Genomic DNA, 25,664 nt, shown 5'->3' on the forward strand with positions numbered 1-25,664 from the left:
CGGCACCACCCCGACCACTTTTGTCAGAAACCCATCCCGACCGTACCCCGACCAGCCAGAGGGTAAAAACCATGAACGAGCACCAGGAACACGGCGGCCACGGAATGCACCCCGGCCCTGCCGGCCCGGACGCGCACGCCCATCACCACGACGGCACCGTCTCAACCGTGCCAGAACACCCCACCGCTGAGGCCGAGTCCGGTCACACCGGTCACGACATGGCCGGCCATGGTGGGCACGACATGTCCGGCCACGGTGGGCATGGTGACCACGTCGGGCAGTTCCGGCGGCTGTTCTGGATCATGCTGGTCCTGGCGGTCCCGGTGGTGGGCTTCTCCGGAATGTTCTCGACGATCCTCGGATACACGCTTCCCGATGTGGCCTGGGTCCCGTGGATTTCCCCGATCCTGGGCACAGTCCTGTATGTGTGGGGCGGCAAGCCGTTCCTCACCGGTGCCGTGGATGAACTGCACTCCCGCAAGCCCGGGATGATGCTCCTTATCGCCCTCGCGATCACCGTCGCTTTTCTCTCCTCCTGGGGTGCAAGCCTTGGCCTGCTGCCTCACGATCTCGACTTCTGGTGGGAACTTTCGCTGCTGGTCGTGATCATGCTCCTGGGCCACTGGATCGAGATGCGCTCCCTCGCCCAGACCACCTCTGCGCTGGACTCCCTGGCCGCCCTCCTGCCCGATGAAGCCGAACGCGTCGACGGCGATACGACCGTGCCGGTACCGCCCTCGGAACTGCAGCTCGGCGACACCGTCGTCGTTCGTCCGGGAGGCCGGGTGCCCGCAGACGGCAAGATCGTCTCCGGCTCGGCAAGCATGGACGAGTCAATGATCACCGGCGAGTCACGCACCGTGCGCCGCAGTGAAGGAGCCCACGTCGTCGCCGGAACCGTCGCCACCGACTCCGGGCTGCGGATCGAGATCACCGCCGTCGGCGAGGACACCGCCCTGGCAGGAATCCAGCGCCTGGTCACCGACGCGCAGAACTCCAGCTCCCGCGCCCAGCGCCTGGCCGACACTGCCGCGGCCTGGCTGTTCTGGTTCGCGCTCAGCGCCGGCGTCATCACCGCCATCGTCTGGACCATGATCGGCCTGCCCGACCTCGGTGTCGTACGGACCATCACCGTCCTGGTCATCGCCTGCCCCCACGCGCTCGGCCTGGCGATTCCACTCGTCGTCTCCATCGCCACCGAACGCGCCGCCCGCGGCGGCGTGCTGATCAAAGACCGGCTCGCGCTCGAGAGCATGCGCACCGTGGACACGGTCCTGTTCGACAAGACCGGCACCCTCACCAAGGGCGAGCCCACCGTCACCGCCGTCGAAACCACCGGCGACCACAGCGAGGAGGAGATCCTGGCCCTGGCCGCGGCCGCCGAGGCCGACTCCGAGCACCCACTGGCCCGGGCGATCGTCAATGCGGCAAAGAGCCGCGGACTCGCCATCCCGAAAGCGTCCGGTTTCGTATCGTCACCGGCAGTCGGCGTCACCGCCATCGTGAACGGCACCCGCATCCAGGTCGGCGGACCCAACCTCCTGGAGCAGGAAAACGGCAGCGAGCTGACTATTGCTGGTTCCTGGCGCGCGGAGGGCGCGATCATCCTGCACGTCCTGGCCAAAGGTGCGGTCATCGGCGCCCTGAAACTCGCCGACGAGGTCCGCGACGAATCCCGCCAGGCCGTCCAGGCGCTGCACGCACTGAACGTGCAGGTCGTCATGATCACGGGCGACGCCGAAGCTGTCGCCCAATCGGTCGCCGCCGAGCTCGGCATCGACCGTGTCTTCGCCGGGGTCCGCCCCGAAGACAAGTCTGAGAAAGTCAAGGAACTCCAACACGAGGGTCGGAAGGTCGCGATGGTCGGCGACGGCGTCAACGACGCCCCCGCCCTCGCCCAGGCCGACGTCGGCATCGCCATCGGCGCCGGCACCGATGTCGCCATCGCCTCGGCCGGGGTGATCCTCGCCAGCGATGACCCCCGCTCGGTGCTGTCCGTGATCGAACTGTCCCGCGCCTCCTACCGCAAGATGAAACAGAACCTCTGGTGGGCGGCCGGGTACAACCTCATCTCCGTACCGCTGGCCGCGGGCGTCCTCGCTCCGGTCGGTTTCGTCCTGCCGATGTCGGTCGGCGCGATCCTGATGTCGCTGTCCACGATCGTCGTCGCCCTCAACGCCCAGCTCCTGCGCCGGCTGGACCTGCGGCCCGAAACCAGCACAAATGCGGCCCTGAAGCACTGACTCTGCAACCATCAAACAAAAACCTGAAGACAAAGGACACCGCCATGGAAACCACCACTCCCGCCGAGGCCACCACAGAGTCGTGCCACACCACCCACGGCTACATCGGTGACAAAAGCAAATACCTTGCCCGCCTCAAACGCATCGAAGGCCAGGCCCGCGGCATCCACCGCATGGTCGACGAGGAAAAGTACTGCATCGACATCCTCACCCAGATCTCGGCCCTCACCAAGGCACTGGAAAGCGTCGCACTCGGACTCCTCGATGACCACCTCAAACACTGCGTCATCGACGCCGCCAAGCTCGGCGGGGAGCAGGCAGACATCAAGATCAAGGAAGCCTCCGACGCCATCGCCCGGCTCGTCCGCTCCTGAGTGCTGCAGCCGGCGCATTCCGCAAAGAACGCGATGGTCGGGCCCCTTCCGCATACTCAACCAGCGGCCGAGAGGTACCCCCGTACCTCGCGTAATAGCTTAGTGCCGGGGAGCGTCCGGGAGATTGCGTGCCTGGCTGGCCGATGTCGCCGCGTGCCATACGGCAGCCCTTGCCACGGTGATGCCGGTCAGCCGGGCCAGTATGGCCGGGGGCAGTTGCATCGCAAGTTGGCCCATGGCGGTACTGCGCGCTGGCGCCGGTTCCAGTCCGATCGCGCGGAGCCATCGGGTCAGGGTTGAGGTAGTAACCGGCCGGCCGTGGATCGGCCCGGGGAAGAGCCATTCGTGGTCTTCGCTGATGCCGCCAAATCGTGCCACTGAGCGTTCCGCTATGGCCGCACGGGCGTAGATTTTTAGCGCTTCCGGAAGCTGGAGGGGCTCCAAACCGAAACGGATGTGGATCGTGTCGTGGTCATCGACGAAATCGCGCAGTCGCAGTCCCGCGAGCTCGTGCGGTCTTGATCCATATACGAGTACGAGCCCTGCTGCGAGACGAAGGCCGGGGTCCAGTTCCACCGACGGGTCAAGGACCTCATGCAGGAGCCTTTGCCTCTGGTCTTCTGCCAGTGCGGCGGTCTTCGGCAACGACGGGGTGGGCAGGACCGGGAAGTGCACGATGCCGGTGATGGAATTGTCCCGGCACCATTGGAGAAAGGGGCGTATTCGTGTGCGGTCTTTGTTCCCCGCGGCGAGCCAGATATCAATGTGGGCCTGTGTGGCGATTTGGAGGGTGGACCCGTTGGAGTGGAGCGAGTGCAGAAACCGTGAAACGAGGATGAGTTCACGTCGGCGCCACCCGAGTTGGGACTCGGTGAGGGCCTTCTGACGTGCCTGCCTCAGATGACGCCAGCGGGCGAATCTTACGAAGGACCGCCGGTCCTCATCACGGTCAATCTGGTCAGCCGCGTTGGCGATCCAGGCCTCGAGGGTGACAACGCGCTCGTCACGTGCGGGCAGCGCCCCGGTCGTGACGAGGAAGGACCGAAGTATCTTGATCTGAAACGGTGTTCCGTAGGAATCAAGCGATTCGTGGGTTATGACATCGCCTTCGGCGAGCATCTTCTTGAGAATGGGCCAGGTCGTCACTCCGCCGAAGAACTGGCTCCAGTGCGTTGTGTCTGCGGCAAGGAGGGCGTCACGGGCGCCGGCAAGCGATGGTTGTTTCCGCAGGACGTCCTGGCTGAACACGTCACAGACTTTGTCGTGGAACAGGCATTCACGGCAGAGCCTTGGACGGCTGGGACTGCTCAGGTAGTCCACGTCGTCGCAGCGCGAGCAGGGACGGAGCAAGGGCGGCAACCCCGCCCAGCAGCCCCCGCACAGGGGAATGCCCTTTCGCCGGCCACGGAGCCCTCTTGTGTTCCGGCATTGACCGCAGACACCGTGTGAGGGTGAGCCGCTCAGCGACAGCGTAACTCCGACGCGGCGCAATTCCTGGACAAGGGCCAGAAGCTTCAGGCTTCGGCGGCCTGACTGGCCGTTCGGGATAAGACCGCGGATCCCGAGTTCAAACCATACCCGCAGGCGGTCTTCCGGATCCGGAAGGGCTGCCTCCACAGCCCGCGCGACCACCGGAGGGGAGACCGGGTGCAGGTCTTCAAGCAGGCCATGGACCCGATCGCACAGCCGTGTTGTTGCTGCCGGCAGGGCGACCTCCCAACAGCCCACGCAAACAACACCGACCCCGGCAGCATGCCCGCCCCCGGCGGGCACTCCGCAGGCGAGGCAGGCCTCTGCGGTCTCCCGAGGAGACAGACTTCCAGATCTCATGACACTTTCTACTCGCTGCTTGGCGGAAGGACCGAGGCACGTCGCGGCCGGAAGCCTTTCTCCTTCAAAACATTCAGTCCAGACTCCGCCGACGCCGACTGCTCAGTGCCGGTCACCCGACGGCTGGCAGGCACCACGATCTTGCCGATGAGATCATCGGCGTTGCAGTCCAGAGCGTCCATCAGAGCCACCAGGACCTGGAGGTTCAGCCGTTCAGGCTTCTCTGCGGCCAGGCGGTAGACCTGGCTGGCCGATAGGTGGATGCCCCGCTCGTTGAGCAGAGGAATCAGCTTGGTGGTGCTGAATAAACCCCTGGTCGCCATGACTTCACGCAGACGCCACTCGTAATCCAAGGCGTTCATTCGCTTCCCCTCCGGTTATTGGCGGCCTCAAGGAGGCCAGAGACGGCGTTTCGCATCATCTTGTTCGCGAAAGCGCCGCTGACGGCAGTGTAAAGACCCGTCGTTGACTGATAGGCATGTCCGACCTGTCGTTGCATTATCTTGAGCCCGTCGGGCTGGTGTGCCTCTGGCCTGCGGTTTTGTGTTGGTGGGTGTGTCCGGGACGTGCATGACGGTGGCATTGGCTGTCCTTCCATTCTCGTGGATCCGTTATGGATTCGGGATGGTCGCGGGGTCTGGTGATGGACTTTGGCGGCGTTGTCCGAGGGCGTGTGCGAGTTGCTGTCGCAGTCGTTGGTTCTCGTCGTTGAGTCGTCTGATTCTGTCGTTGGCCGCTTCTAGTCGTTGCCGTAGCGAGGCCTCGCTTGCCCGCTGTGGCCGGGATTCCGGTGTGGGCTCCGGGGCGGCTTGGTTTTGGCGGAGGCGTTCGATTGCGGCGCGGAGGTCGGGCTGGGTGTAAAGCCAGGACCGGGAGACCCGGGCGTATCTGGCGACGGCGTCGAAAGTGACCGGGCGGCCTTCCGCATGAAGGGTGCGCAGCGCTTGGACGGCTTTGGACCTGGTGAGCGCCGCGCGCTGCTGTGCAGCTTTGACCAGGTGCCGGCTGTTGTCGGAGCGGTTCATCCGGCGGCCTCGTCGGGTGCGGTGTCGTCGAGGGAGTCAATGATGCGGTCCAGGTTGTGCAGTACTGCCTGGTTCATCTCGATGAGCCGGGTCTGTCCGCGGGCTTCGGCGGCGGACAGGATCTGGACGGTCTGGCGGCGCTGCTCTTGGTGCTGGGGGAGGAACTCGGCGGTGGTGACAAACATGGGACAGGTCAGGCAGGCGTTGGCGTGCGGGCAGGACTTCTGAACCGGCAGCCCGCAGAATCCGTTCGGCAGGCTCTGTGTTGCGCGACCGAGGCGTTGTTTGGCCCAGCTGGCTTCGGCGAGTGGTCCTTGCGGGTCAATGGTGATGGTGTCGCCGTTGATGTTGACCTTACGGGCTTCCTCCCAGTGGCGGCGCACGGTTGTGTCGTGCAGCCGGGCGTAGTGGGCGGTCATCTCCGCCGAGGTGTGGTCGAGGAGGACCCGGACAACTTCCTGGGGAACGTCGCGGTTGATCAGTGTTGTCCCGAAGGTGTGGCGCCACTGATGTGGGGTCAGGCGCACCTCTTGTCCGTGTTCGTCGCGGATGTCGCAGCGTTCCAGCCAGTCTTCAAGCTGTCCGCGGTAGGAGTGCGTGGTGAGCGGTTTTGCTCCGTCGGGGTTCATCTTCGGGGCCGGGAACAACCAGTTGCTGCCGTCGGGGAATCGTTCGCGGACGCGTCGCTGCTGATCGAGGATGGCGGCGTGGACTTCCTCATCGAGGGGTACGAGGGCTTCGCGTTTCATCTTCCGGTTCATATAGCGCAGGTAGGGGGCGCCGTCACCGTCACGGACCACGCAGTCGGTAGCGAGGTTGCAGGCGTCCCCGACGCGCAGTCCGCAGCGCATTAGGATCAGGGTGAGTAGCCGGCTGTCGGGGCTGGTCCATTTGCCGAGGTTTTCGGGTTGGTCCAGTTGCGCCATGATGTGATCGGCCAGGGCCCTGGGCAGTCGTTTGGCTGGTCGTGGGAAGTCTTCAGGGTAGAAGTTCGCCGATGCCGGCAGGTCTTTGGCCCAGTCGTGGCGGCGGATCGCGGCGAAGAAGGCGTTCAGGGAGCTGACGTCGCGGCCACGGGAAATTACTGCCCGTTTGTCCCGGGCGAGCTCGGCGAGGAAGCGTTCCAGGATGCCGCGGTCGATGCAGTCCGGGCCGTCGGAGTGGGGGATGGTGCGGGCGAGGAACGCGGCGAATCGGTTCAGGGCGAGGATGTCGACGCGCCCTTGGATGATTTCCCTGCCGCTGGTCAGCCGCCATCGGATGAAGCGTTTTGCCAGGGGGCGCAGCCACGGTTGCGGGATCTTGTCGAAGCGGAGGGTGCCGCGGGTGTCGGTGTAGCCGAGGCGGTGCAGGGCCCAGGCGTCGCGGGAATACTCTGACTCCCAGCCGGTGCCGGCGACGAGGTCTTCGAGCCGGGTGTAGGCAAAGCGCAGGAACGCAAGTTGCCCGTTGTGGCGGTGACTGCGGCCCACCCGGCCGGCGATATAGAACGCTGCCCACTGGTCAAGATTCCAGTCCAGCAGCGAGGTGACGCCGCTGTCGGAGACGAGCCGGATCACGGGCGTCACAACGGAGGAGCGGGTACTGGCCCGGCGTTCATCGTGGCGGCATTGCATGGCGTGCTGGAGCTCAAGCCGCAGCTGGGGACGATCTGCCAGGCATCGGAAATCGAACCGGTCCAGGCCCACGCTTTCGCACCGGGCGACGAACTCGTCGATATCCGGTGCGCCAATGGCGTGCCAGCGGGACTTGTGGTTCAGACACAACGGCGAGTTGCCTTGGGCCCAGAGGTCGCAGAACGCGAGCCTGCATTCGGGCCGCTCGATGACCGGCTCGGGTGAGAGGGTAGCGAGCCACTTAATCACGTCGGTCTCGCTGGAACGACTGAAGAACCCGTGATGGCTGACGCAGAGGCCGCGTCTGGCCGAACCGAAGCGGCACCAGGTGACGGTGCATGCCGCCAAGGGGCCGTCGCCTACGGGTAATGGGCCGGGGCTGGCGAGGAATGACTCCCATTCGGGGCGTCCTTGGTCCAGCCAGCGCTTGTAGTGGCTTTTGCAGAACCCTTTCACCGTACGTTGCCGTTCACACTCGTCGATCCGGCAGGGCTCGGTGTTGAAGACGAGGGAGCCTGGGGCCGGGATCACGATTTCGGGTCTGAATTCGGGCCGGACGGTGGCCATGAGTTTAGCCAACAGACCGCAACCGTCCTCGTTTTCATTCAGTGCGAGGGAGCTCACCAGGTGACCTCTTTTCCGGTCAGCAGCCCTGCCTTTTCGAGGGCGCGGCGGGCGTCCTCAACGGTGAGGTGGCCGTAGACGTCGATGGTGGTTGCGACCGATGCGTGGCCAAGCAGGCTGCTGATCACTTCGATGGGTGTCCCGGCTCGTAGCAAGCGGGTGGCATAGGTGTGGCGGAACCAGTGCGGGTCAAAATCCACTCCAGTGTCCCGGCGCAGCCGCTTCACCAGGTCATAGACTGCCGCGTAGCCCATCGGGCGGCCGCGGGGGCCCGCCCACAGATTCACGAACACGTAGTCGCTGTCCAGATCTCCGTATTCCTCGTGAAGGTAGTCGCCGTAGAGCCGCACGACGTCCGCGCCGATCGGTATCGTGCGCGGCGAAACGGACTTCGCCCGGGCACGGTTGGCGTTCACCCGACGGCGGATCGTCAGCTCGCCCTCGGCGACTGCAATGTCCTCATGCCTTAGTCCGAGTGCTTCGCCGATACGGATTCCCGACTCCCAGAGCAGGACGAACAGGAACCGGTCCCTCAGCCGCGTGCACGCATCCAGCACTGCTTGAGCCGTCGCCGCAGGCAGGACCGTGGGCAACCTCTTCGGCTCACGCAGCTTCACGATCCTGCGCCGCTGCGGCCTGTCCCCGGCAAGGTGAGCAAGGAACGGTCTCCATCCCGTTCTTCGGTACCGGACCGTTTCGAACTCGGTGACAAGGTCGCCCAGCGGGACCCCGTGACGGGAGTGGAACACGTAAAAGCCGCTCACGGCCGCGAGCTTGCGGTTCAACGTGCCCGGCCCGCAGTGATGGGAAGCCGATGGCAGCAGCGTCACGTCAGCGGCGCGCCCGGCAGGCGGAAGCCGCAGCCAAGCGACGAACTCGCCGACGTTCTCCAGCCTCACCTGGCGCCAATCAATGCCGCGGTGGCGAAGAAAGACGAACCAATCCTTGAGATCATGCGCATACGCCTTGAGCGTGTTCGGCGACCTCTCGACGTCGGTCAGGTAAGCCAAAAACCGCTCCACCGGCTCAACGACACCATGATCATCAAGCACAGTCCACGACTCAAGCGGCGAACCGGACACCAAAACTCGTTGAACCTGCATGAACCCTCCCGCGATCCCGTGTGATGGACAGCTTCAGATAAGCACCTCCATCACGCGGAACTGCACGGTTACGGGCCCCGTGCTGCACGTCAAAGACACCCCGGTTCCTGCCCCAGATAATTTGGATAAATACCGGGTCGACGCCGTCCTCCGTCAGGTGAGTCACATAGCTATGCCGGAGGGCGTGGGGAGAGAGGACCGGATCGAACCCGAGATCGTCGCGGTACTCCGCGAACCGACGACTCAAATGGGCCGGGCTGACATGTCCACCGCGCTCGGAGACCCACAACGCCTTCGAAGACTCACTGCGCACGAGCGGCCACACATTCTCGACGTAATCCTTCACTGCCTCGGCAGCCCACACGTGAAGTGTCGCAACGGATCGGCGCTTGGGCGCCCCTCCCCTGGAAGACTTCCCGTTCCTGACGAGCAGCATCCCGAAATTCCCGAACTCGGGCGCATGCGGATTCCGATAGAAGTCGGTCACCTCCAACAACGCTGCCTCCTGAGCTCGCAAACCCCAGGCATAGGCAACCTTGAACAACGACGCATCCCTATAAGCACCCAACGCGCCTTTCCTGCCGGATGCAAGCCTCACCTCGACCTGCTCATCTGCGTAATCAAGGAACCGCTGCACCTCGTCCCTGGTCATCGGCCGCCTCCGCGGGCGGCCCTCATAGTCCTGCAGATGACGGGTCGTGTTCCACTCCGTGCAAACCTGCACCGGATGCGTTCCGAACCGCTCCTCGCATTGGGCAACCCACCCATAGAGCGGGGAACAGATGAACTCACAGAACTGTCCGACAGCGATCTGGTAGTTCCGCACCGTCGACGGTGCCCGCCGGCGCACGGCCACCAGGTCCTCCATCCACTCATCAAACACCGCAGGCGTCCAATGCCACGGAAACAAGCCCGACGCCTCCCTGAACCGCCTGACGATTCCGAGTCCGGTCACCACAGTGTGCCTGCGCAGATTCCGCCCACCGACCCGCTGGGCACGCCACCCCTCAAGCATCGCCTCGAACACGGACTCCTCCGCGTCCAGATACGCCACACCAGGCACCAAGAACAGCGACGCCGACCCCTCAAAAGCACTCCCGGAGCCCATCAACCAACCCCCTGTCACATTATTTCTGCATTAAATGCAGGAAAACCCGGCGGAGTCAACAATGACAGTGGTCGCCGGTAGCATCACGGAGCAACTCAGACGCCGCCACACTGCCTGGATCATGCATCAGATGCAATACCGCATGCTCCCTATTTTTTTCGGCGTGTCATTCGAATACATATTCGATAAGGTGTGTTAGCGAACCGGGAGCAAGCGACCCAGCTGTAGGCGCAGTACGCTCGCCGTGCTTGCCCGATCGGGCTGACGGTGGAGGAGCTCGATTTCGAGCATTTCCCGGCCAAGAACGGGTATCCGGGAATCCCGGTGAAGGCGTGGATCCGGTTCCCGAACTGCGCGGAGCTGGTAGACGGCGAGGTGTACGCCTGGACGGCGAAAGCCGCGGAAGTGACGTGGAAGGACGGTCCGGTGACCTACCGGACCTGGGTGTGGAGTTCGGCGGTCACCCGCCGGGAAGAGTTGATGAACAGGAATTTGGGAGAGCGGACCAACCGTGACAGCAGTAGTAAGTGAATCGAGCCTCGATGCTCCCGTGGAAGTCCGGTTTACGGCGGCCGGCACTCCCCTGGCGGTCCGTTACGACGGGCGGGTGTGGGCTGTGGCGGCGGAGCCGCTGAGGTGGTTCAGCAGGGATTCCTGGTGGCAGACACAGCGGACCGTGCCAGTCGGTATCGGGAACGTCGTGGACATTGAGCATTGGCGGGTACAGGTCCGTCTGGGAACCTCGACGTCGGCGCTGCGGACTTTCCAGCTGCGGCGGGACCCGTTGTCGGAGCAGTGGCTTTTGGAGTCCATCAGCGACAGCTAGCAGAAAGCCCTGCACAGCTGTTGGCTGTGCAGGGCATATCGCATGTCCCAGGACCGGCCTTAGCGCCCGTATTCGGTGTGCCGCTGCTGCCGTGGCTCTGGCGGCCGCTGCTGGGCCGTCGTAGCGGCAGCGGCGGACGTGCCTGGTCGTTGCGGGAAGGAAGCTCTTTGCATCTGTTGAATCTTTTGCAGCTCGGGGTCGAGGTCGGTTGTTGGTTGAGGCTCGGTCGACGCCGTGGGTTTGGCAGCGTCGGCCATCAGCTGGTCGATGCGTGCGGTTTCCTGCCGCGCCGTTTTGAGGGCGTCGGCGTACTTGAAGGGCTCCGCCAGGGCCTGGTCGGCCTGTTCGACGCGGGAGAGCGCTTCCTGTCGGCGTCCTTCGATGTCGGCCGCGAGTCGTGGCAGGGAGGAAACCCTGTTTTCGAGCTGCCGGATTGTGCCGATGTCGGCGGCGAGCAGGCCCTTGCGGGCGAGCTGTGTTGTCGCCCTGGGCGCTCCTTCGATGCGCACTTCGACGGTTGCCCGGTCCAGGTCTCGGGATGGCATGAGCTTGGCGCGCAGTTCGTGGCCACCGAGGTTGGCGATAGTCCCGAGCTCGTCATGTCCGTAGAGGTTCATGAGCCGGTGGCCTTGGCGTCCTGCCCATGCTCGGAGCGCTTCTGCGGCGTCGCCCCTGTTGTCCAGGGTTTTGCCGTCGATGCGGACGTTGAAGGCGTCTGCACTGGTATCGACGGTGCGTGCGAGGGCTGCATGGATTAGCGGCAGGTCTTGAGCGGCTGCGTCGGCTGCGCTTTGTTCGCCGCGTTTGGTGTGTGCGACCGCAACCATGTTGCGGTTGTATGCACGGTCCAGGCGGCTCAGGCGGGCCAGTTCCTGGTCTGCGACGGCCTTTTCCAGCACCAGCGGGTTGCCGCTGGTGATGGCTTTCGCCTGGGCGAAGTTCAGGGTGTTGTCCCCGAGGTCTTCGATTTCCCTCACGTCGAGGCGGCCGCGCATGATCTGGTTGATGAACCGGGACTTACGTTCCAGTCCCTGCCACATAAAGGAGTCGAATGATTCCTTGGTGACAACCTGGGAGATACGGACCTCGGGGTTCTGGTTGCCTTGGCGAAGGATGCGGCCGTGACGCTGCTCGACGTGATCCGGCCGCCATGGGGCGTCCATGTCCACCAGGTGCACGGCCCGTTTCTGAATGTTGGTGCCGACACCCATTTTCGAGGTGGAGCCCATCAGGATTGCGATCTGTCCGGAGCGGGCGGCCGCGAACAGTCTTCCCTTCTCTGCGTCGTTCTTGGCTTCGTGGATGAACCGCACCATGTGTTCGGGGACGCCGCGGCGGCGCAGCTGGTCTTTGAGCTCGCCGTAAACGTTCCACCTGTCTGAGGGCGTTCCGTAGTCGCAGAACACCAGTTGCAGGGCACCTGGCAATAGGTCTGGTTCCCCGGTGGCCGTGTCCGTGTAGATCCGGTCCTTGTGCTGTTCGTAGACCTCGGCCAACAGGTCAGCGGTTTGGCTGATCTTCGTAGCGCCGCCCTGCCACAGGGTCGGGTCGACGAGTCTCATGTCCAGGGCTGCTTTGCGGCCATCGGTGGAGACTTTGAGCATGTTGTCTTCTTCGGAGTCGACCAGCTTTTGCTCGATACGCTCCACGCGGTTCCCGATGTCCTGGATGTAGTCGCGCAGTTCAGCGCTGGGGTCCACGGCTATCATGGCCGGCTGCCGCAGACCGTCCCCTGGGCGGGCGGCAAGGGCCGGGACCGGAAGGTTCAGGTCCTCAGCGGTTTTGACGTCTGCGAAGGTGTGGAACATCTTGAGCAGTTCCGGGACGTTCTGGAATTTAGCGAAGCGGCTCTTGAGTTTGAACCGGTCGCCGCCGGCTACTGAGAGTTCCATTTCCTCGACAACCTGGCCGAAGGTTGCGGCCCATGTGTTGAAGTCCTGGATCCCGGCGCTGCGGAGCAGGTCCGGGCGCAGGTAGCGCTGCATGACGTACATTTCGGTGACGGAGTTAGCGATGGGGGTCGCCGTCGCACCGGTCATGACTCTGTGGCCCTCGCGTTCGCGGAGGAATTCGACCTTCATGTGAAGGTCAGTGGCCCGCTGTGAGCCCTGGATCGAGGCGCCCGGGATGTTGCTGGGTGTCTCCAGGTTCTTGTAGTCCTGCAGCTCGTCCACGACGAGGTAGTCGATCCCGGTTTCCTCGAAGTTGATGCCGGGATCCGCGGGGGTGTCCAGCTTGGCTTTGAGGCGTTCCTCCTGTGCGAGCACCACCTTTTCCAGCCGTTTGATGATGCTGGAATTGGCCTTGCCGTTCTCCTGGCCGTTGTCTTTGGCGGCCTCCAGCTCGGCGCGGAGCTGGGCGACTTCGGCGCTCATGTAGGCGGCCTCGGCTTCGGGGCTGAGGCTGACGCGTTGGAACGCGGTGCGGGTCATGACGACGGCGTCCCACTCGTTGGCCGCGGCCCGGGCGACGAACTGGCGTCGCTTGTCCCCGGCCAGGTCCGCTGATGATGCTGCCAGCACGCGTGCCTGTGGGTAGAGCTGCAACCATTCGCGGGCGAATTGTTCGAGCATGTGGTTGGGCACGACGACGGCGGGCTTGTTCACCATGCCGAGGCGGCGCAGTTCCATGACGCCCATGACCATTTCAGCTGTCTTGCCTGCCCCGACCTGGTGGAACAGGCCAACGGCCGGTTCGGAGAGCATCCTGGCGACCGCTGCTCGCTGGTGCGGGCGGGGTGAGAAGTCCTTGGCCATGCCCGGCAGGGTCAGGCTCTGGCCTTCGGTGGTGTAGTCGCGCAGCACGATGGAGTTGAAGCGCCGGTTGTACTCGTCAATGAGGCGGGTAGCCCGTTCTGGTTCCTCCCAGACCCATTCGCTGAAACGCTCCTGCAGCAGCTGGGCTTTCTCCTGCGCTGCTGCGGTTTCTGTCGGGTTCAGGATTCGGCGGTTGTTCTCGCCTTCATCGGTTACCCGGACGGGGCGCTGTTCGAGGACCTGCTTCAGGATGTCCGAGGCGGGCATCCGTTGCGTGCCCCAGTTGCTGGTGGCCGAGAGGGTGTGGCGGTTGGCTTTGACGTCCCACATGGAGCCGGCTGCGTTGGAGACGGTGGCATACGGGTCGTTCAGGATTTCCCGGACGAACTCCTGGTGGGTGCTGGCGTCAATCCAGACTGCGCCTAGGCGGGCTTCCACTTCGTCCATGCGCAGCGGCTGCGGGACCGCTTGTGTGAGGGCCTGGACGTTGACGGCGAACCGTTGATCAGACAGTGCGGCCGCTTTGGCTATATCGAGCTTGTCCCGCACGTTCCCGGACAGATACTCGGCCCGGGTCTGGTAGGTCTCTTCGGTGCCGGGGACCTCGTAGATGCTCTGCCCCAGCGCTGCCCGGGTTTCGTCCCGATTGATGCCCAGCAGGCCGGCGGCGTAGTCCAGGTCGACCTCGCCCACGGTATCGAGGGTGACGGTGAGGGCTTCTTCGGCGGTGTCCACGCCAAGGACCGGGCGTCGGGGCTGGACCTGGCGACTTGAGAGCAGGGCTGCCGGGGTAGCCTGCTGGGTGCCGGCGTCGAAGTTTTCCAGTGCCATGACCAGCGGCCCGAACGGGTCGCGGGTAAGGAGCGCCACCGCTCGTGGTGTGGTTCGGGCCTGGATTGGCTCCTGCGTGGCTTCGTCGACGCGCCCGGTATTGCGGAGCGTGAAGCGGTTGATCGGCCCGTAGGCGTCCGTGTAGTGGCTGTAGGAGGTTTTCAGTTCCTCGCGCAGCGCGTCGATTTCGGCGGTGTCATCGCGGTTTTCGGCTTCTGCCGTCAGCAGCTGCCGTGCGGAATCGCGCAATCCAAGGAGGACACGGAGTTCCGCGGTTTGGGTCTTGGGTACGGCAAGCTCGGTGTGGGAGCCGTTTTCGACAACGGTGAAGCCGCTGTCGTGGGCGCTGATGTGGCCGTCCCATTCGTGGCTGGCTGCCGGGACGTAGGCGGCACGCTGGCGGTCCTGGTCGGCGGTGCGCTCGGTGGCAACCATTCCTGCGGTCCTGGCTTCGGCTACGACGTCGGCCAGGACTGCGTTCAGACGGGCCGGGACCGCCGAAAGATCGTCTGAGGTCAGTTGCAGGGTTTCTGCGCCGTACATGCCGTGGCCGACGTGCAGATCCCCAAGGAGGCGTTCGGGGTGCTCATCGAAGTAGGAGTTCAGGCGGGTGATGCTCCCGTCGATCTGCCGGGCGGTGACGGTTTCCCAGAGGGTGGAGGCTGGTTCCTGACCGGGTTCCCTGCGGCGGAAGATCAGCAGGTCCGTCATGGCGTCGGTGCCGGCTGCCTTGCGGTGGGAGCCTGTGGGCAACCGTACTGCGCCCACGAGGTCGGCCAGCTGGTTCATTTCCCTGCGGGCTGCCGGGTTGGTGGCGTCAAGGGTGAAGCTTGAGGTCAGCACGGCCACCAAGCCGCCTGGGCGGGTCAGTTCCAGGGACTTGAGAATGAAGTGGTTGTGGATCGAGTGGCCACCCGCGTTGTGGCGGGGGTCGTGCAGGGTGACGTTAGCGAAGGGCACGTTGCCTATCGCCAGGTCAAAGTGTCCGGTGGGCAGTTTGGTGTCTGCGAAGGACTCGGCACGGACCGTGGCGTCCGGGTAGAGGGCCTGGGAGATGGCCGCCGTGGTGGGGTCAAGCTCTACACCTGTCATCGTGGCAGTGTCGGGGGCAAAGCCGATGAAGGTTCCGACACCGGAGCCTGGTTCCAGCACATTCCCGCCGTCGAAACCGAGTTCCTTAACGGCGGACCACATGGCCTGCACGTAGGCGGCGTCGGTGTAGTGGGCGTTGATCGTTGTCCGCCGCGCGGCGTCGTACTCGACGTCGGTCAGGAGGCTGCGCAGGTGCTGGCGGTCCCCGGCGTATTCCTCCCGGCTTTCATCGAATATCTGGAAGACGCCTTGCGCTCCCCAACTCCCCCACCGTGCCAGCACTGCCCTTTCGGCTTCCGTGGCGGGGCGGCTGTCGTTCTGCAGCGCGTGCAGTACCTCGAGGGCTTCAAGGTTCGCCTTGATCCGAGTACGGGCCCCGGAGGGCGCCAGGTCTTCCTGGGAGGCCGGACGGAAGCGGTCCGGTGGGCCGGTTACAGTTGCCGGCGCAGGTCCTCCGCTTCGGCCTTCCAATCCAGGTACTGCTGCAGCTCCGGATTCACGTTCTCCTCGTCCTCGTCCGTCTCCGGTGGTGACAGGAGGTCGTGGCTGACTATTTCCTCGGCTTGGTTCTTGGCTGCGTTCAACCGGCCGACCTTCTCGAAGTAGCTCTCCCCTGCCGGGTCCGGGCCTGCCAGCTTCGTTTGCAGTTCCGCGATCTGCTCCGCTGCCTGCTCCCCCAACTGTGTGAAGAACTCGTCCGGGTCCGGGATCTGGGAATAGTGTGTCGGACTGGCTTGCTGCCAGGCCTTCTGTGCTTGTACGCCATACTTGTTCATTGCGATCCTCCTCTGGTGCCGCCCAAAGAGCCTCAAAGCTCAACTGGCCATCGATCTGCTTCTTACGCCCCGCCATGGACTCTCCCCCTGGTGCCTCGTGTGGTTCGAAGGTCACGCTAGCGGGGATTCCCTTGTTTTACCTGTCACACGGGGACTAGTCCCCTGCGTTCCACAGTTTTGGCCATCTCCACGGATGCCTAAGCCTTGGCACCATTAGGATACCGGGACGATACTGACGTGATATCACCCAGATACTACGGTGTTACTGGTTGCGCTCCGCCTTGCGGCGTTCCAGTTCCGGCCAGATGATGGATTCGAGCAGCTTCTGCTGGCTGCGCCTGTCAGCATCTGCCGATTCCTTGAGCAGCTGCTTCTGATAGTCGTTGAACCTGAACAGGATGCCCTGCGGGCCGATGGGTGCGTTGGGATCCAGGGGAGCCTCGTCAACTTCCGGCGCGTATCCGCCCTTCCCGAACTCAGCAGCCTTCCTGGCTACAGCGTCCTCATCCCCGGCTACTGCCGTGGATTCCACTGCGCGGCCTTCGCGTTTCTTTATAGCCATTCCTCAATCTCCTTCACTAGCACCTGCACCTCGGCCTTGGCCGATCCGTTCGAAATCTCGATGACTCCCTTGCCGAAGGGGATGCTGTCCCGATAGGCCTTCCTGATCTTCAGTGCCGCGTCAATACGCGGAATCTGCGGGTAGTCCCGCAGGAAGTCCCTGGCTTCGTCCTCTTCGGTTGCAGAGGAGTAGGTGGGCACCTGGGTGAGCAAGGCGGCAACTTTGAGCTTCGGATTCATGTCCTTGGCAGTCTCGATGAGCTCGACCATCCCGGGGATGGTGTCGAGGTCGAACTGTGAGGGCCGCACGGGGATGAGCATCAGGTCCGCGACGGTCATGGCCGTCCGCATTTCCTGGCTGTCGTGCCCGGGAGCATCTACGATCACATAGTCATACCGGGCGCCTAGGTCTTTGAGCGCTTCCCTGACGTTGCCGGTCTTCTGGATGGCGTGGACGCGGGGGAGTGACTCATCCTGGGCACGGTCAGAAGCCCACGTAGACGCGGACTGAACGCTCTTGTCACAGTCAACGATCAGCACGTCACGTCCTCTACGGGCAAGCTCAGCCGCGACGTTGATGGTCGTCGTCGTCTTGCCCGTCCCACCCTTCTGACTGGCTATAAGGAGTACTGGCATGGTCTTCCTCTCTTCTGCAGCAATGATACTGCGGCGATATCAACGTGAAACTATTGGATAGCAATGCGATATCTAAACAGTACAACAGTGAAACTGTTTTGATACTAATATCGCAATGGTATCACCGCGGTATCAGCTGTGGCCCGCGCTTCCGATGTGTGTCGTCCCGGCAAGCGGTCCACATTGGGGGCAAGGCCGTTCGCTCGCGCCGGGGCATTGGTCCGGGTCGTTGTCTGGCCTGGCTGCTACCGTGAAGCCCAAACTTTCAACAACGGGTGGGACCCAATTACGCCTGAAACCTGCCACGGCCGGTGCGGTTCCAGCTCTACGGGTGGGTCCGTGGGTACTTCAGATAAGCATCAATATCTGAAGCCCAGTGCGGTGACAACTTCAGATAACACGGACTCAAAGCCCCGGTAAGCCTCTCAAATACTTCAGATATTACGACCGGGAAGCGGCGGGGTTGAGAAGTAAGAACTGAACAGCGGTTAGCGGTAAGGCTCGTCCGTTCGTTGAGTTCAGAGGGCGAGATATTCGCGGAGTTTTCCGCGTTGGTGGGGATGCGGTGCGCCAAGGGCAAGGTCGATGGAAGGGAGTTGCTTGGCGATCTCATGCGCCCGGGACAGCCGGGCCTAGTATCCGCGTAGATCTTCGGGTTCGGTCGCGGTGAGTGATTGAAGGATTTCGTGGAGTTTTTCGGCCTGCATCATCAAGTCGAACGCGATGGATTCCAGGTCCTCGGCAGCGTCGTAGAGCTTCACCAGGGACTCCTTGGGCCCGCCTGGGTAGGCTTCCATCGCCAGCTGGTGCAGGGCAAGGAGTTCATCGCGCATGATCGGGGGCCGGAACGGGCCGGCGTCATTGAGGTGGGTTCGTATTTCATCGAAGTGGTCCACCGCGTCCAGGAGGTCCCAGGTATCGAACCCTTCGCCCTCTTCAAGGACGCTGTCCTCGGCTGTCTCGTTGTCACCGGTGAATAGGGAAGCCATGACCAAACCATATCCCGGCCGATGTCGGAGCGTGGCAGCTTTCAGGCGTACTTGGGTCCCACCCCAGCAACGCCTTGCCGCGAGCTTGGTCATCCTGCAGACAACATCAGTCCTCACAGACAGATCCCGGAGAAGGAACGCCGGAACCCGCGGCGGCGAGGGCCGGGCGCACGGCGCCACAAACTTGGCGGCTCAGGCCACCCACAGGAGAACTGGGCCCTATGCAAGTGACCGGTTCGAGTGAATAGGATGCTTGAGTGGAAGTTACCTTGACAGTGGAAGCCAGCGACGGCACGAGAAACAAAATGAGTGGCATCGCCGATACTTACGAACAGGCTCTTGCTGAGGCCCGCAAGCAAATTCCCGAGGGCAGCAGGGCGGTAGTGATCCGGACGGACCACTACTAGGGGACCGGGCTGAAATGCTTGAGGCAATAAGTCAGCGCTTCTTCAAAATCCCCTGATTCAAGAAGGTCCGGGTCGGTGTTGGGCCAGCGGGGGACGAGTGAGGCAACGTCAAAGACCCCTAGGGTATCCGTGGCAATGATGAGGCCAACTTGCGCTCCGCTATTGCGATAAACGAGCCATTCGCGTTCGTTGAGGGGTTTTGCATACCCGGGGAATTTGGGGTTCGTTGAGAATATGGACTCTTCTGGGTTTTCGTTCATAAAGTCATGGTGATCCTGGTCGGCCGAAATCCTCTCCTGGAACACGCGGGGGCAACGGCTGTGCCTACGGTCCCTATGCTCCCGTTCCCGGGTGCACCGGCCGCGCTGCCGGGTAATGGCGCGCCACTCTCTTTCGATTGGTGGCGTCGAAGATGACTCGGATCTGCGCCATTGCGGTGACCTTGGCGGGGGAGTCGCCGGCGTCCAGCCGGGCCGCGCGCTCGGCTTGGCGCTCCAGCATTCGCCGCCGCTCGGCCTCCTGCTCGCGACGGAGAGCAGCAGCGCGGGCAGCTGCCTGCTGGTCGCGGGATCGCAGCGGCTCGCCTGCTTCGGTGCGCCAGGCGCTGAGACGGTGCCTGAGCCAGCCGCGCATCCGCCAGGCGTCCTTGGTGTCGGGCGCGCCGCTGTGGGGCCACAGCGTGCCGTCAGGCCGCCAATCCAGCGCGTGCAGGATGTCCGCGACGGTCCAGCCTGCCAGGAAGAAGTCTCGGCACGAGCTGGCGACGTCCTTGGGCGTCATGCAACGTAGGGGAAAGCTCCGGTAGCGGATCTCGGACGCGGCGGCCACACGCTGTACATGGCGTTTTGTCGTCCGGTGAGCTGGCCACAGCAGTTCTGGACGCCATGGCACTTGGGCGGTAGGTGCGCCGCTTGCGGCGCCTTCGACAATGAGTCGTGGCGGAGCCACGCCGTGACTGATGTTTTTTTCTTGTGCGCGCGTATGGGTTAACTCTTTCTTATTAAGGTGAGAACCGCCTAGGGCGGGAGGGGTGCCAACTTTGTCCACAAGCGCCAGCGGCGAGGGCGTGCACAAGACGTACACGGCCGCTTCGTTGATGCGCTCCCCGTCGGGTCCGGCGGCAGCGTACTTGGCCTGGCGGCCTGCCGCTACGCGGCCGATTACTCCCCAGGCAACCAGAAGCCGCAGGACACGCGCCACGGTCGTCCTCGACGTCCCCGTGGCCGTTATGAGAGCTTCCCAGCCGGGGCGGGTAGTCATCGTGTCATAGTCGGCGCGCTCGATCAGGGCCCGGAGCACGGCCATGATGGTGGCCTGACCGTTGCGGTTGCGTGCGGCGTAGGACTCATGGTGCAGCAGCGCTGCCATGGTCTGCCGGCCGTGGGCGGCCCGCACGCTGCCCTTGGGCACGGCGGCCAGGACCACGGCCGAGTCATTTTCACGGGCACGGTTGACACGACGGAGGCGCGGATATGGTCGCGATTCACTGTCGTTTAAAGCGCGCGCATGTACACTAGAGCCCATGCAGTGCCTTTCTGAAAAGAGGGTGTGTCTGTGGGAGCCCTTCACCCGAGAGCCGCCAAGCAAGTGGGTGTTGAGCTTTATAACTTCAGACGAAGGCCCGCCTCACGGCGGGCCTTCTTCGTTTAAGAGGCGATGCGGCCGATAGGCAGTTCCCCCTGGCCAGTAACGGTCGCCATGTCAATGGCAGCGAGCTTTTCAGCAACGGCATGAGCAATGAACTCACTAGCTGACTGCCCTTGGTGATCCGCTACAGCGAACAATTTTTCTGCGTCTGCAACGGGGAGCCGGGTAGTCAGAACGTGACGGTCCCCTTTAGAAGGTCGTCCTCCGCGTGCGCGTTTCTGAAATGCCATAACCCTCACGTTAGTTTCTGAAACGCCGGGAGTTCGGCATACGGTGCGGCGTGTCGGAGCCGGCAACATCTAGAATCCTTTAGCGACGGCGGCGGCCNCCGCTGCGAGCCATGCCCGCTGCGTGGCCGGTTGGAGGGCGTCGTACCGGATGGGTCCGTTCACTAGGGCCGGGTCGTAGGGGATGCGGACGACGGCCCGGACGTGGGGTGCGAATCCGTCAGCGATCCGCTGGGCTTCTGCTTTGGCGCGTTTGAGGGCGTCGCCGCTCATGGTGCGCTTGGCGTCGGTGGATTCGGAGACGATCACGACGGCGTTGCGGGCCAGTTCGGCGTCGTGGCCACCACGGGATTCCAGCGTCTGCAACGTCAGTCGTGCCGCTTCGGCCCGGTCTTCAATGGCCGTCACGGGCACCACCAGCTGGTTGGTGTGGTGGATCATTTGCCGCCAGTTCGCGGACCTCGCCGTGTTGCCGGAGTCCATGACGATGAGCCGGTAATAGCGGGTCAGTACCTGGTGGGCAATGTCCACTTCCTCGGCGGTCACTTCGTGGTCGCCCTCTTCGTTTTCGTCCGAGCGCAGGACGTCGAACTTGTCCGATGTCTGGTGGTGGACGAACTGGGCGATTTCGGCGGCGTTGGTACTGGGGGAGAGCAGCGTCTGGGATGAGTCGATGAGGTCAAGAACGCTGTTGTCGTGGCCGCCCTTTTCGGTGCGCCAGCCCAGCGTGCCTTGGGACTCGTTGTTGTCCCAAGCGACGGTGGCGGCCCCGCTGTAGCGGGCCAGGACTGCCGAGAGCATCACGACGGTGGGTGTCTTGTTCGCTCCGCCCTTGCGGTTGACGACGGCCACCGTGCGGGGGCCGGGCCAGTGCTGGCTTACGGTGCGAATGTCTTCACGCTCTGCCAGTTCTTCGGGGGAGGGTTCCATGCGGAATCCAAGCCGGGTGAGCGCGCCACGCCAGCCGCTTGAGGCCGGTTCCAGCACGGGGGCGCTGACCAGGAAGGAGGTTTCCTTGAGGCTGCGCCTGGTGACTACATCCGGCGCCGCCGGCGCTGCTGCGTGGGCGGGTTCCTGGGTCCGGTCCACGGCTGAGGCGAACGTGACCGGCGCGGCCGGTTCAGGAGCGGGCACGACTGCCGGGGCCGGCACTGCTTCCACAGGGACGGCCACAGAGGCCGGCGCAGGCTCAACGGGAGCGGGGGTGGCTTCCGGTACGGAAGTGATCGGAGGGGCCACCACGGGGTCTTTCTGCCGCCGTGGCGTGGTCTTAACCGGGGCGTGTTCGCTCACGGCGCCCTCGGGGGAGACAACGATCTGCCCTTGGCCGTCGGGATCTGTGGTGGTGACTTTCACGGGCCTGCCCAACTGGGCAGCTGTGTCGGTGATGAGGCGCAGCGCTTCGCGCAGCACGGCCGCTTCGTCAGCTGCCTGAATGGGGTGCGACGTGCCATTGATGGTGACTTCGCCGGTTCCGTTGGCCCGCAGAACGGCGGCGATCTTGGGGAAGTCCAGTGCTTGGGTTTCCATCGTCATTCCTTTACTTGGTGCCGTTTGGGGGTGTGAATCGGTTGACCTGCCATGGCTTGTCGGCCGCGCTGCGCAGCAGCTGCACGTCATAGTTGCCGACGTCGGTCGCGAACACGACATGGCAGCCGAAACCGTTGTTCTCATCGACCTTCAACTGGCCGGGGCCGGTGATCTTCTTCACCGGAATGTTGGCCGGGTCAACGTACTGGTAATCAGCCACGGCTTGGGAAGTCAGAATCTGTCCGAGCTCCTGAATCCACACCTTGTCTGTGACTGTGGGGCGCGCGTAGAGGGTCATGGCCTGGGTAGCGGTGTCCAGTGCCGCTTTCTTGCTCGCCTCGTCCCAGGCGATACCCAAGGTTGCCGGGGCTGTTCCGCCAGGGGCCTGGGACTTGCCGCCGGCACTGAGTGAGGCCGGGGGCGTCGCTGTGCCTGTCGGGGACTGTTCCGCGGGCGTGGTGTTGGATGCTGGCGCGCAAGCTGTGCACAGCAGCACGGCTGCCAAGACTGTCAGTGGTCGTTTCATGGTTCCTCCGTTTACTTGCTGCCGGGCAGATACAGGAAAGCGCTAGGAACGCCGTTCTGGACCGTGCGGGTGTAATAGGTGTGATCGTTGGGGGCGGGGTTGCCGTTGTAGCCCTCTTCCAGATAGCTTCCGTCGCCGTTGACTGCCTTGACGACGGCCACGTGGCCAAACGTGGCGTCTGCGCCGCCGGCTCCGGGGGCGTACCAGACGACTGCGCCGACGCGGGGTGTGTTGCCGGTGGGCCAACCCTTGGCATCCCAGCCGTCTTTCCACGTCAGGGCCGAGCCGAGCACGGCACTATCGGGCCGGAAGGTGCCGTTAAGTACCTTGTACGGTGCGCTGGTGCTGCCCAGTTGTTGGTTGACGCGCCACAGGGCGAAGTCAACGCATTCGCGGTTGTACATGCCCAGTGGGCTGGGCTGGTAGATAGGGGCGTTGGGCCACGGAAGGTCGTCACCCTTGCCGGACTCGCCGGGGATGCCGCAGGAGCTTTCCCCGCCTGCATCAGTGGCCGGAACGCCGGCAAGGGCGGCCACGACTTCTACGGCTGCCGGCCAGTAGCTCTGGTAGTGGTAGGGGTCCGCGTTCCGCTGGACTCGGTGGGCTGCCGTGGTGGGGTCGAGTTGTTCCCAGCCGTCGACCTTTTGCAGGGCCTTGAAGAAGTTCGCGGCTGAAATAGTGGGGTTCATGCGGTCCGCGTAGCTGCCCCATGCGCCGTTGGCGCGCTGCTGGAACAGGCCTCGGGAGTCCGGGCCGGGGCCGTCCCCGTTGTCGAGGACTCTCAGGCTGGATTCGCCCATGGCGGTCATGACGCCGATGGTCTGGCCACGGGCGGAGAGTTTGAGAGTCTTGCCGGCATTGATGACCAGGGCAGCGTTTTTCAGCTGTTCGCCCTGGTAGCCGGCCACTGGGACCTTGGGGAGCTTGCTTTCGTCAACGGTGACGCTGCCGCCGCCGGGTGTGCAGACGTCGGCGGCGGCTTTGGAGCCGCCGCCGAACAGAATGATGGATAGAACCAGGACGACCGGCATGGCGATTGCCGCGATGATCAGTAATGGTCCGCCCTTATGAGATTGCATGTGTCCCCCTCACACTCATTGGCGTTAGACCTGATCCGCGTTCGGCTCCGGGGTCTTCCCTTCGCGGAGCGTATTGCGGTTCTCCCACACCCAGTCCCTGACCTCGTCGCGCGAGATGAGCCATGTCTTCTCGATTTGATAGGCAGGAATGACCCCGTGCTGAAGCCACTTGTACGTCGTCTGCTTCGACTGGTTGAGCGCTTCTGCTAGTTGCTGGACGTTGATGCGTTCGGGGTAAGCAGCGAATAACGCATCCAAGTACTTCCTATCCATTAGGGCATTACTCCACTCCATGGATAGATAATACAGCATAAATCAGTACGATCTAGTATGATTGAGTACATGGGGGCCTCCTGCTGACGGTGCTTACAGATACGATCATTGCGGACATAACAGGGGGATGTTAAATGCCAGTCTCAAAGAACCGCTGGGTAAGTGTCAGCAGTGAATCCGTTGACGATCCAGCACCCGGAGAAATAGATGAGCCCTCAGCGCTCCTACCCACGGGACCAACAAGACCCCAGCTCAGTGTTCCGCAGCCGGACCACGTTGACCGGCTTCCACGCCGAAACGTCTCTGACGGCACACCGGAGTACTGGTGGTTGGGCGTCCATGGCGGGGCGGGCGAATCCTCGCTGGCCCGTCTGGACAAGCACACCAGGGCGGCTGAACATCACTGGCCGCAGACCGCTGCCGGCTCAACCGTCGTCCTCGTAGCCCGATCCAATATGCACGGCCTCAGGGCCGCCCAACGGGCCGCGACTGAATGGGCCTCCGGCTCATTGCCGGGCATCCGTGTAGCCGGCCTTGTCGTCATGGCCGACGCTCCGGGCAGGCTTCCCAAAGAGATCCGCGAATTCGCCCGGGTCGTCGGCGGGGGAGTGCCACATCTGTGGAACGTCCCCTGGGTCGAGGAGTGGCGCTTGGGCCACGAGGTCCCCCAAGAACTACTCCCCAAAGATATGCGCCTCGTGCTTGAACAGGTGCGTATCGCTGCCACAACAACCACAGCCGGATTCCCGGCCAAATAGAAAGCAGGAAAACCATGTTGCTCTCCAAGGCCATGTACTGGTCCAGCTACGTGATCACGGAGGTTCCCAACCCAGGAACAGGTGAGGCACCTCCCGGCTCAGCCGGCCTTCTGACGATCTTGAAGTGGATCGCCTGGATTGTCTTTGCCCTCGCCGTCGTCGGCATCCTCACTTGTGCCGGAACCATGATGGTGAACAACCGTCGCGGTGAAGGTGGCGAGCACGCGGGCCGACTGGCCTGGGTGCTCGGCGGATGCATTCTCGCCAGCGTCGCATCCGGCGTTGTAGGCGCACTGGTCTAAGGAGTAGAGCCATGACTGAACCGGCAGAAACGAACGAAGACCAGAATCCACTGACGAAGCCTAAGTTCATCATCTCGGCCGTTGTCGTGGCGATAATTGTTGCACTGGGCATCATCCTGGCGGTACTTCCGAAGGGCGGAGGGACAGCCGCCCCAGCTGCATCTTCCAGCAACAGCCCGTCCACCAGCGCACAGTCCAGTGCTGGACCTGCGGCGAGTGTTTGTGGGCTTCCCGACGGGGACCAGTCCAAGCCGGCGACGGCCCCGACAGACACGAAGTGGGAACTTGTAGGGAAGGTTGCGGCTCCGACTTCGCCCGAACGCTACGGCCCGGGCAAGACGGCGCCCACCGGACTTCGCACCTGCTTTGCACATTCGCCCACGGGAGCGCTGTACGCAGCTGCGAATGTCACGACTCTTTCAGCAGTCGGAAAAACACGGCTCGTGTTGGAAAATCTGGCCGTTCCCAGCGCGGAAAGAGATGCCCTTCTCAAGCAGCAAGAGCCTGCATTGTCCACTTCTACGG

The 25,664-nt window shown here is 63.5% G+C and carries 24 protein-coding genes; 7 read left to right on the top strand and 17 right to left on the bottom strand.

Annotated features, from left to right (window positions below):
- Window positions 1–71 precede the first annotated feature (71 nt).
- Window positions 72–2,243 (top strand): heavy metal translocating P-type ATPase, encoded by a 2,172-nt coding sequence (locus K789_RS0108835; protein ID WP_024366444.1) that lies wholly within the window; start codon window positions 72–74, stop codon window positions 2,241–2,243.
- Between the two features lie 44 nt (window positions 2,244–2,287).
- On the top strand, window positions 2,288–2,617 hold the full coding sequence (locus K789_RS0108840; protein ID WP_024366445.1) for a metal-sensitive transcriptional regulator: 330 nt from the start codon (window positions 2,288–2,290) through the stop codon (window positions 2,615–2,617).
- A gap of 99 nt (window positions 2,618–2,716) precedes the next feature.
- Here K789_RS0108840 and K789_RS0108845 read toward each other — a convergent pair whose 3' ends face one another.
- The 6 genes from K789_RS0108845 to K789_RS0108865 form a co-directional block, all read right to left on the bottom strand.
- Window positions 2,717–3,865, bottom strand: coding sequence for a site-specific integrase (locus K789_RS0108845; RefSeq protein ID WP_024366446.1), 1,149 nt, complete (start codon window positions 3,863–3,865; stop codon window positions 2,717–2,719).
- A gap of 590 nt (window positions 3,866–4,455) precedes the next feature.
- Entirely contained in the window at window positions 4,456–4,809 is a 354-nt protein-coding gene (locus K789_RS0108850; RefSeq protein ID WP_024366447.1) for a helix-turn-helix domain-containing protein, read from the bottom strand.
- A 249-nt stretch (window positions 4,810–5,058) separates the two neighbouring features.
- On the bottom strand, window positions 5,059–5,472 hold the full coding sequence (locus K789_RS26140; RefSeq protein WP_016359420.1) for a DUF6262 family protein: 414 nt from the start codon (window positions 5,470–5,472) through the stop codon (window positions 5,059–5,061).
- Entirely contained in the window at window positions 5,469–7,712 is a 2,244-nt protein-coding gene (locus tag K789_RS0108855; RefSeq protein ID WP_024366448.1) for a tyrosine-type recombinase/integrase, read from the bottom strand. The genes K789_RS26140 and K789_RS0108855 overlap by 4 nt, the downstream gene beginning before the upstream one ends.
- A complete protein-coding gene (locus tag K789_RS0108860; protein WP_237739555.1) occupies window positions 7,709–8,794 on the bottom strand; it encodes a tyrosine-type recombinase/integrase in 1,086 nt (361 codons plus the stop codon). The genes K789_RS0108855 and K789_RS0108860 overlap by 4 nt, the downstream gene beginning before the upstream one ends.
- The gene (locus tag K789_RS0108865) at window positions 8,775–9,869 is read right to left on the bottom strand and encodes a tyrosine-type recombinase/integrase (RefSeq protein WP_237739556.1); all 1,095 of its coding nucleotides are present in this window, start codon (window positions 9,867–9,869) and stop codon (window positions 8,775–8,777) included. Before K789_RS0108865 ends, K789_RS0108860 begins: the two co-directional genes overlap by 20 nt.
- A 309-nt stretch (window positions 9,870–10,178) precedes the next feature.
- Here K789_RS0108865 and K789_RS22695 point away from each other — a divergent pair, with 309 nt between their 5' ends.
- Both K789_RS22695 and K789_RS0108880 read left to right on the top strand, forming a co-directional pair.
- Window positions 10,179–10,454, top strand: a complete 276-nt coding sequence (locus K789_RS22695; RefSeq protein ID WP_128081589.1) for a hypothetical protein — start codon at window positions 10,179–10,181, stop codon at window positions 10,452–10,454.
- A 19-nt stretch (window positions 10,455–10,473) separates the two neighbouring features.
- Entirely contained in the window at window positions 10,474–10,749 is a 276-nt protein-coding gene (locus K789_RS0108880; protein WP_024366451.1) for a hypothetical protein, read from the top strand.
- A 59-nt stretch (window positions 10,750–10,808) separates the two neighbouring features.
- Here K789_RS0108880 and K789_RS0108885 read toward each other — a convergent pair whose 3' ends face one another.
- From K789_RS0108885 to K789_RS0108940, 11 genes are all read right to left on the bottom strand, one after another.
- Entirely contained in the window at window positions 10,809–15,899 is a 5,091-nt protein-coding gene (locus K789_RS0108885) for a helicase-related protein (RefSeq protein WP_237739558.1), read from the bottom strand.
- Complete coding sequence (locus K789_RS22700; RefSeq protein WP_024366453.1) at window positions 15,860–16,204, bottom strand: hypothetical protein; 345 nt, start codon at window positions 16,202–16,204, stop codon at window positions 15,860–15,862. The genes K789_RS0108885 and K789_RS22700 overlap by 40 nt, the downstream gene beginning before the upstream one ends.
- 262 nt (window positions 16,205–16,466) lie before the next feature.
- Entirely contained in the window at window positions 16,467–16,766 is a 300-nt protein-coding gene (locus K789_RS0108890; protein ID WP_035739457.1) for a hypothetical protein, read from the bottom strand.
- On the bottom strand, window positions 16,757–17,401 hold the full coding sequence (locus K789_RS0108895; protein ID WP_024366455.1) for an AAA family ATPase: 645 nt from the start codon (window positions 17,399–17,401) through the stop codon (window positions 16,757–16,759). The genes K789_RS0108890 and K789_RS0108895 overlap by 10 nt, the downstream gene beginning before the upstream one ends.
- A 632-nt stretch (window positions 17,402–18,033) precedes the next feature.
- Complete coding sequence (locus K789_RS0108900) at window positions 18,034–18,390, bottom strand: transposase (RefSeq protein ID WP_128081590.1); 357 nt, start codon at window positions 18,388–18,390, stop codon at window positions 18,034–18,036.
- 403 nt (window positions 18,391–18,793) lie between these two features.
- Window positions 18,794–19,057, bottom strand: coding sequence for a hypothetical protein (locus K789_RS0108910; RefSeq protein WP_084507393.1), 264 nt, complete (start codon window positions 19,055–19,057; stop codon window positions 18,794–18,796).
- A 73-nt stretch (window positions 19,058–19,130) separates the two neighbouring features.
- On the bottom strand, window positions 19,131–20,222 hold the full coding sequence (locus K789_RS0108915; RefSeq protein WP_024366458.1) for a GntR family transcriptional regulator: 1,092 nt from the start codon (window positions 20,220–20,222) through the stop codon (window positions 19,131–19,133).
- Window positions 20,223–20,743: 521 nt separating this feature from the next.
- A complete protein-coding gene (locus K789_RS0108925; RefSeq protein ID WP_024366459.1) occupies window positions 20,744–22,201 on the bottom strand; it encodes a MinD/ParA family ATP-binding protein in 1,458 nt (485 codons plus the stop codon).
- A gap of 10 nt (window positions 22,202–22,211) precedes the next feature.
- Entirely contained in the window at window positions 22,212–22,727 is a 516-nt protein-coding gene (locus tag K789_RS0108930) for a hypothetical protein (RefSeq protein ID WP_024366460.1), read from the bottom strand.
- An 11-nt stretch (window positions 22,728–22,738) separates the two neighbouring features.
- Entirely contained in the window at window positions 22,739–23,806 is a 1,068-nt protein-coding gene (locus tag K789_RS0108935; protein ID WP_029704794.1) for a CHAP domain-containing protein, read from the bottom strand.
- A 24-nt stretch (window positions 23,807–23,830) separates the two neighbouring features.
- Window positions 23,831–24,100 (bottom strand): helix-turn-helix domain-containing protein, encoded by a 270-nt coding sequence (locus K789_RS0108940; RefSeq protein ID WP_024366461.1) that lies wholly within the window; start codon window positions 24,098–24,100, stop codon window positions 23,831–23,833.
- Window positions 24,101–24,408: 308 nt separating this feature from the next.
- Between K789_RS0108940 and K789_RS0108945 the strand changes: the two genes are divergently transcribed.
- The 3 genes from K789_RS0108945 to K789_RS24540 form a co-directional block, all read left to right on the top strand.
- A complete protein-coding gene (locus tag K789_RS0108945; protein ID WP_237739559.1) occupies window positions 24,409–24,837 on the top strand; it encodes a DUF6668 family protein in 429 nt (142 codons plus the stop codon).
- Between the two features lie 14 nt (window positions 24,838–24,851).
- A complete protein-coding gene (locus tag K789_RS0108950) occupies window positions 24,852–25,139 on the top strand; it encodes a hypothetical protein (protein ID WP_024366463.1) in 288 nt (95 codons plus the stop codon).
- Window positions 25,140–25,150: 11 nt separating this feature from the next.
- Window positions 25,151–25,664 (top strand): hypothetical protein (locus K789_RS24540; RefSeq protein ID WP_084507396.1); only part of this gene is annotated, 514 nt, incomplete at its 3' end.

Origin of the sequence: Arthrobacter sp. TB 26, assembly GCF_000427315.1 — a bacterium.
In the GTDB taxonomy this organism is placed as follows: Bacteria; Actinomycetota; Actinomycetes; order Actinomycetales; family Micrococcaceae; genus Arthrobacter.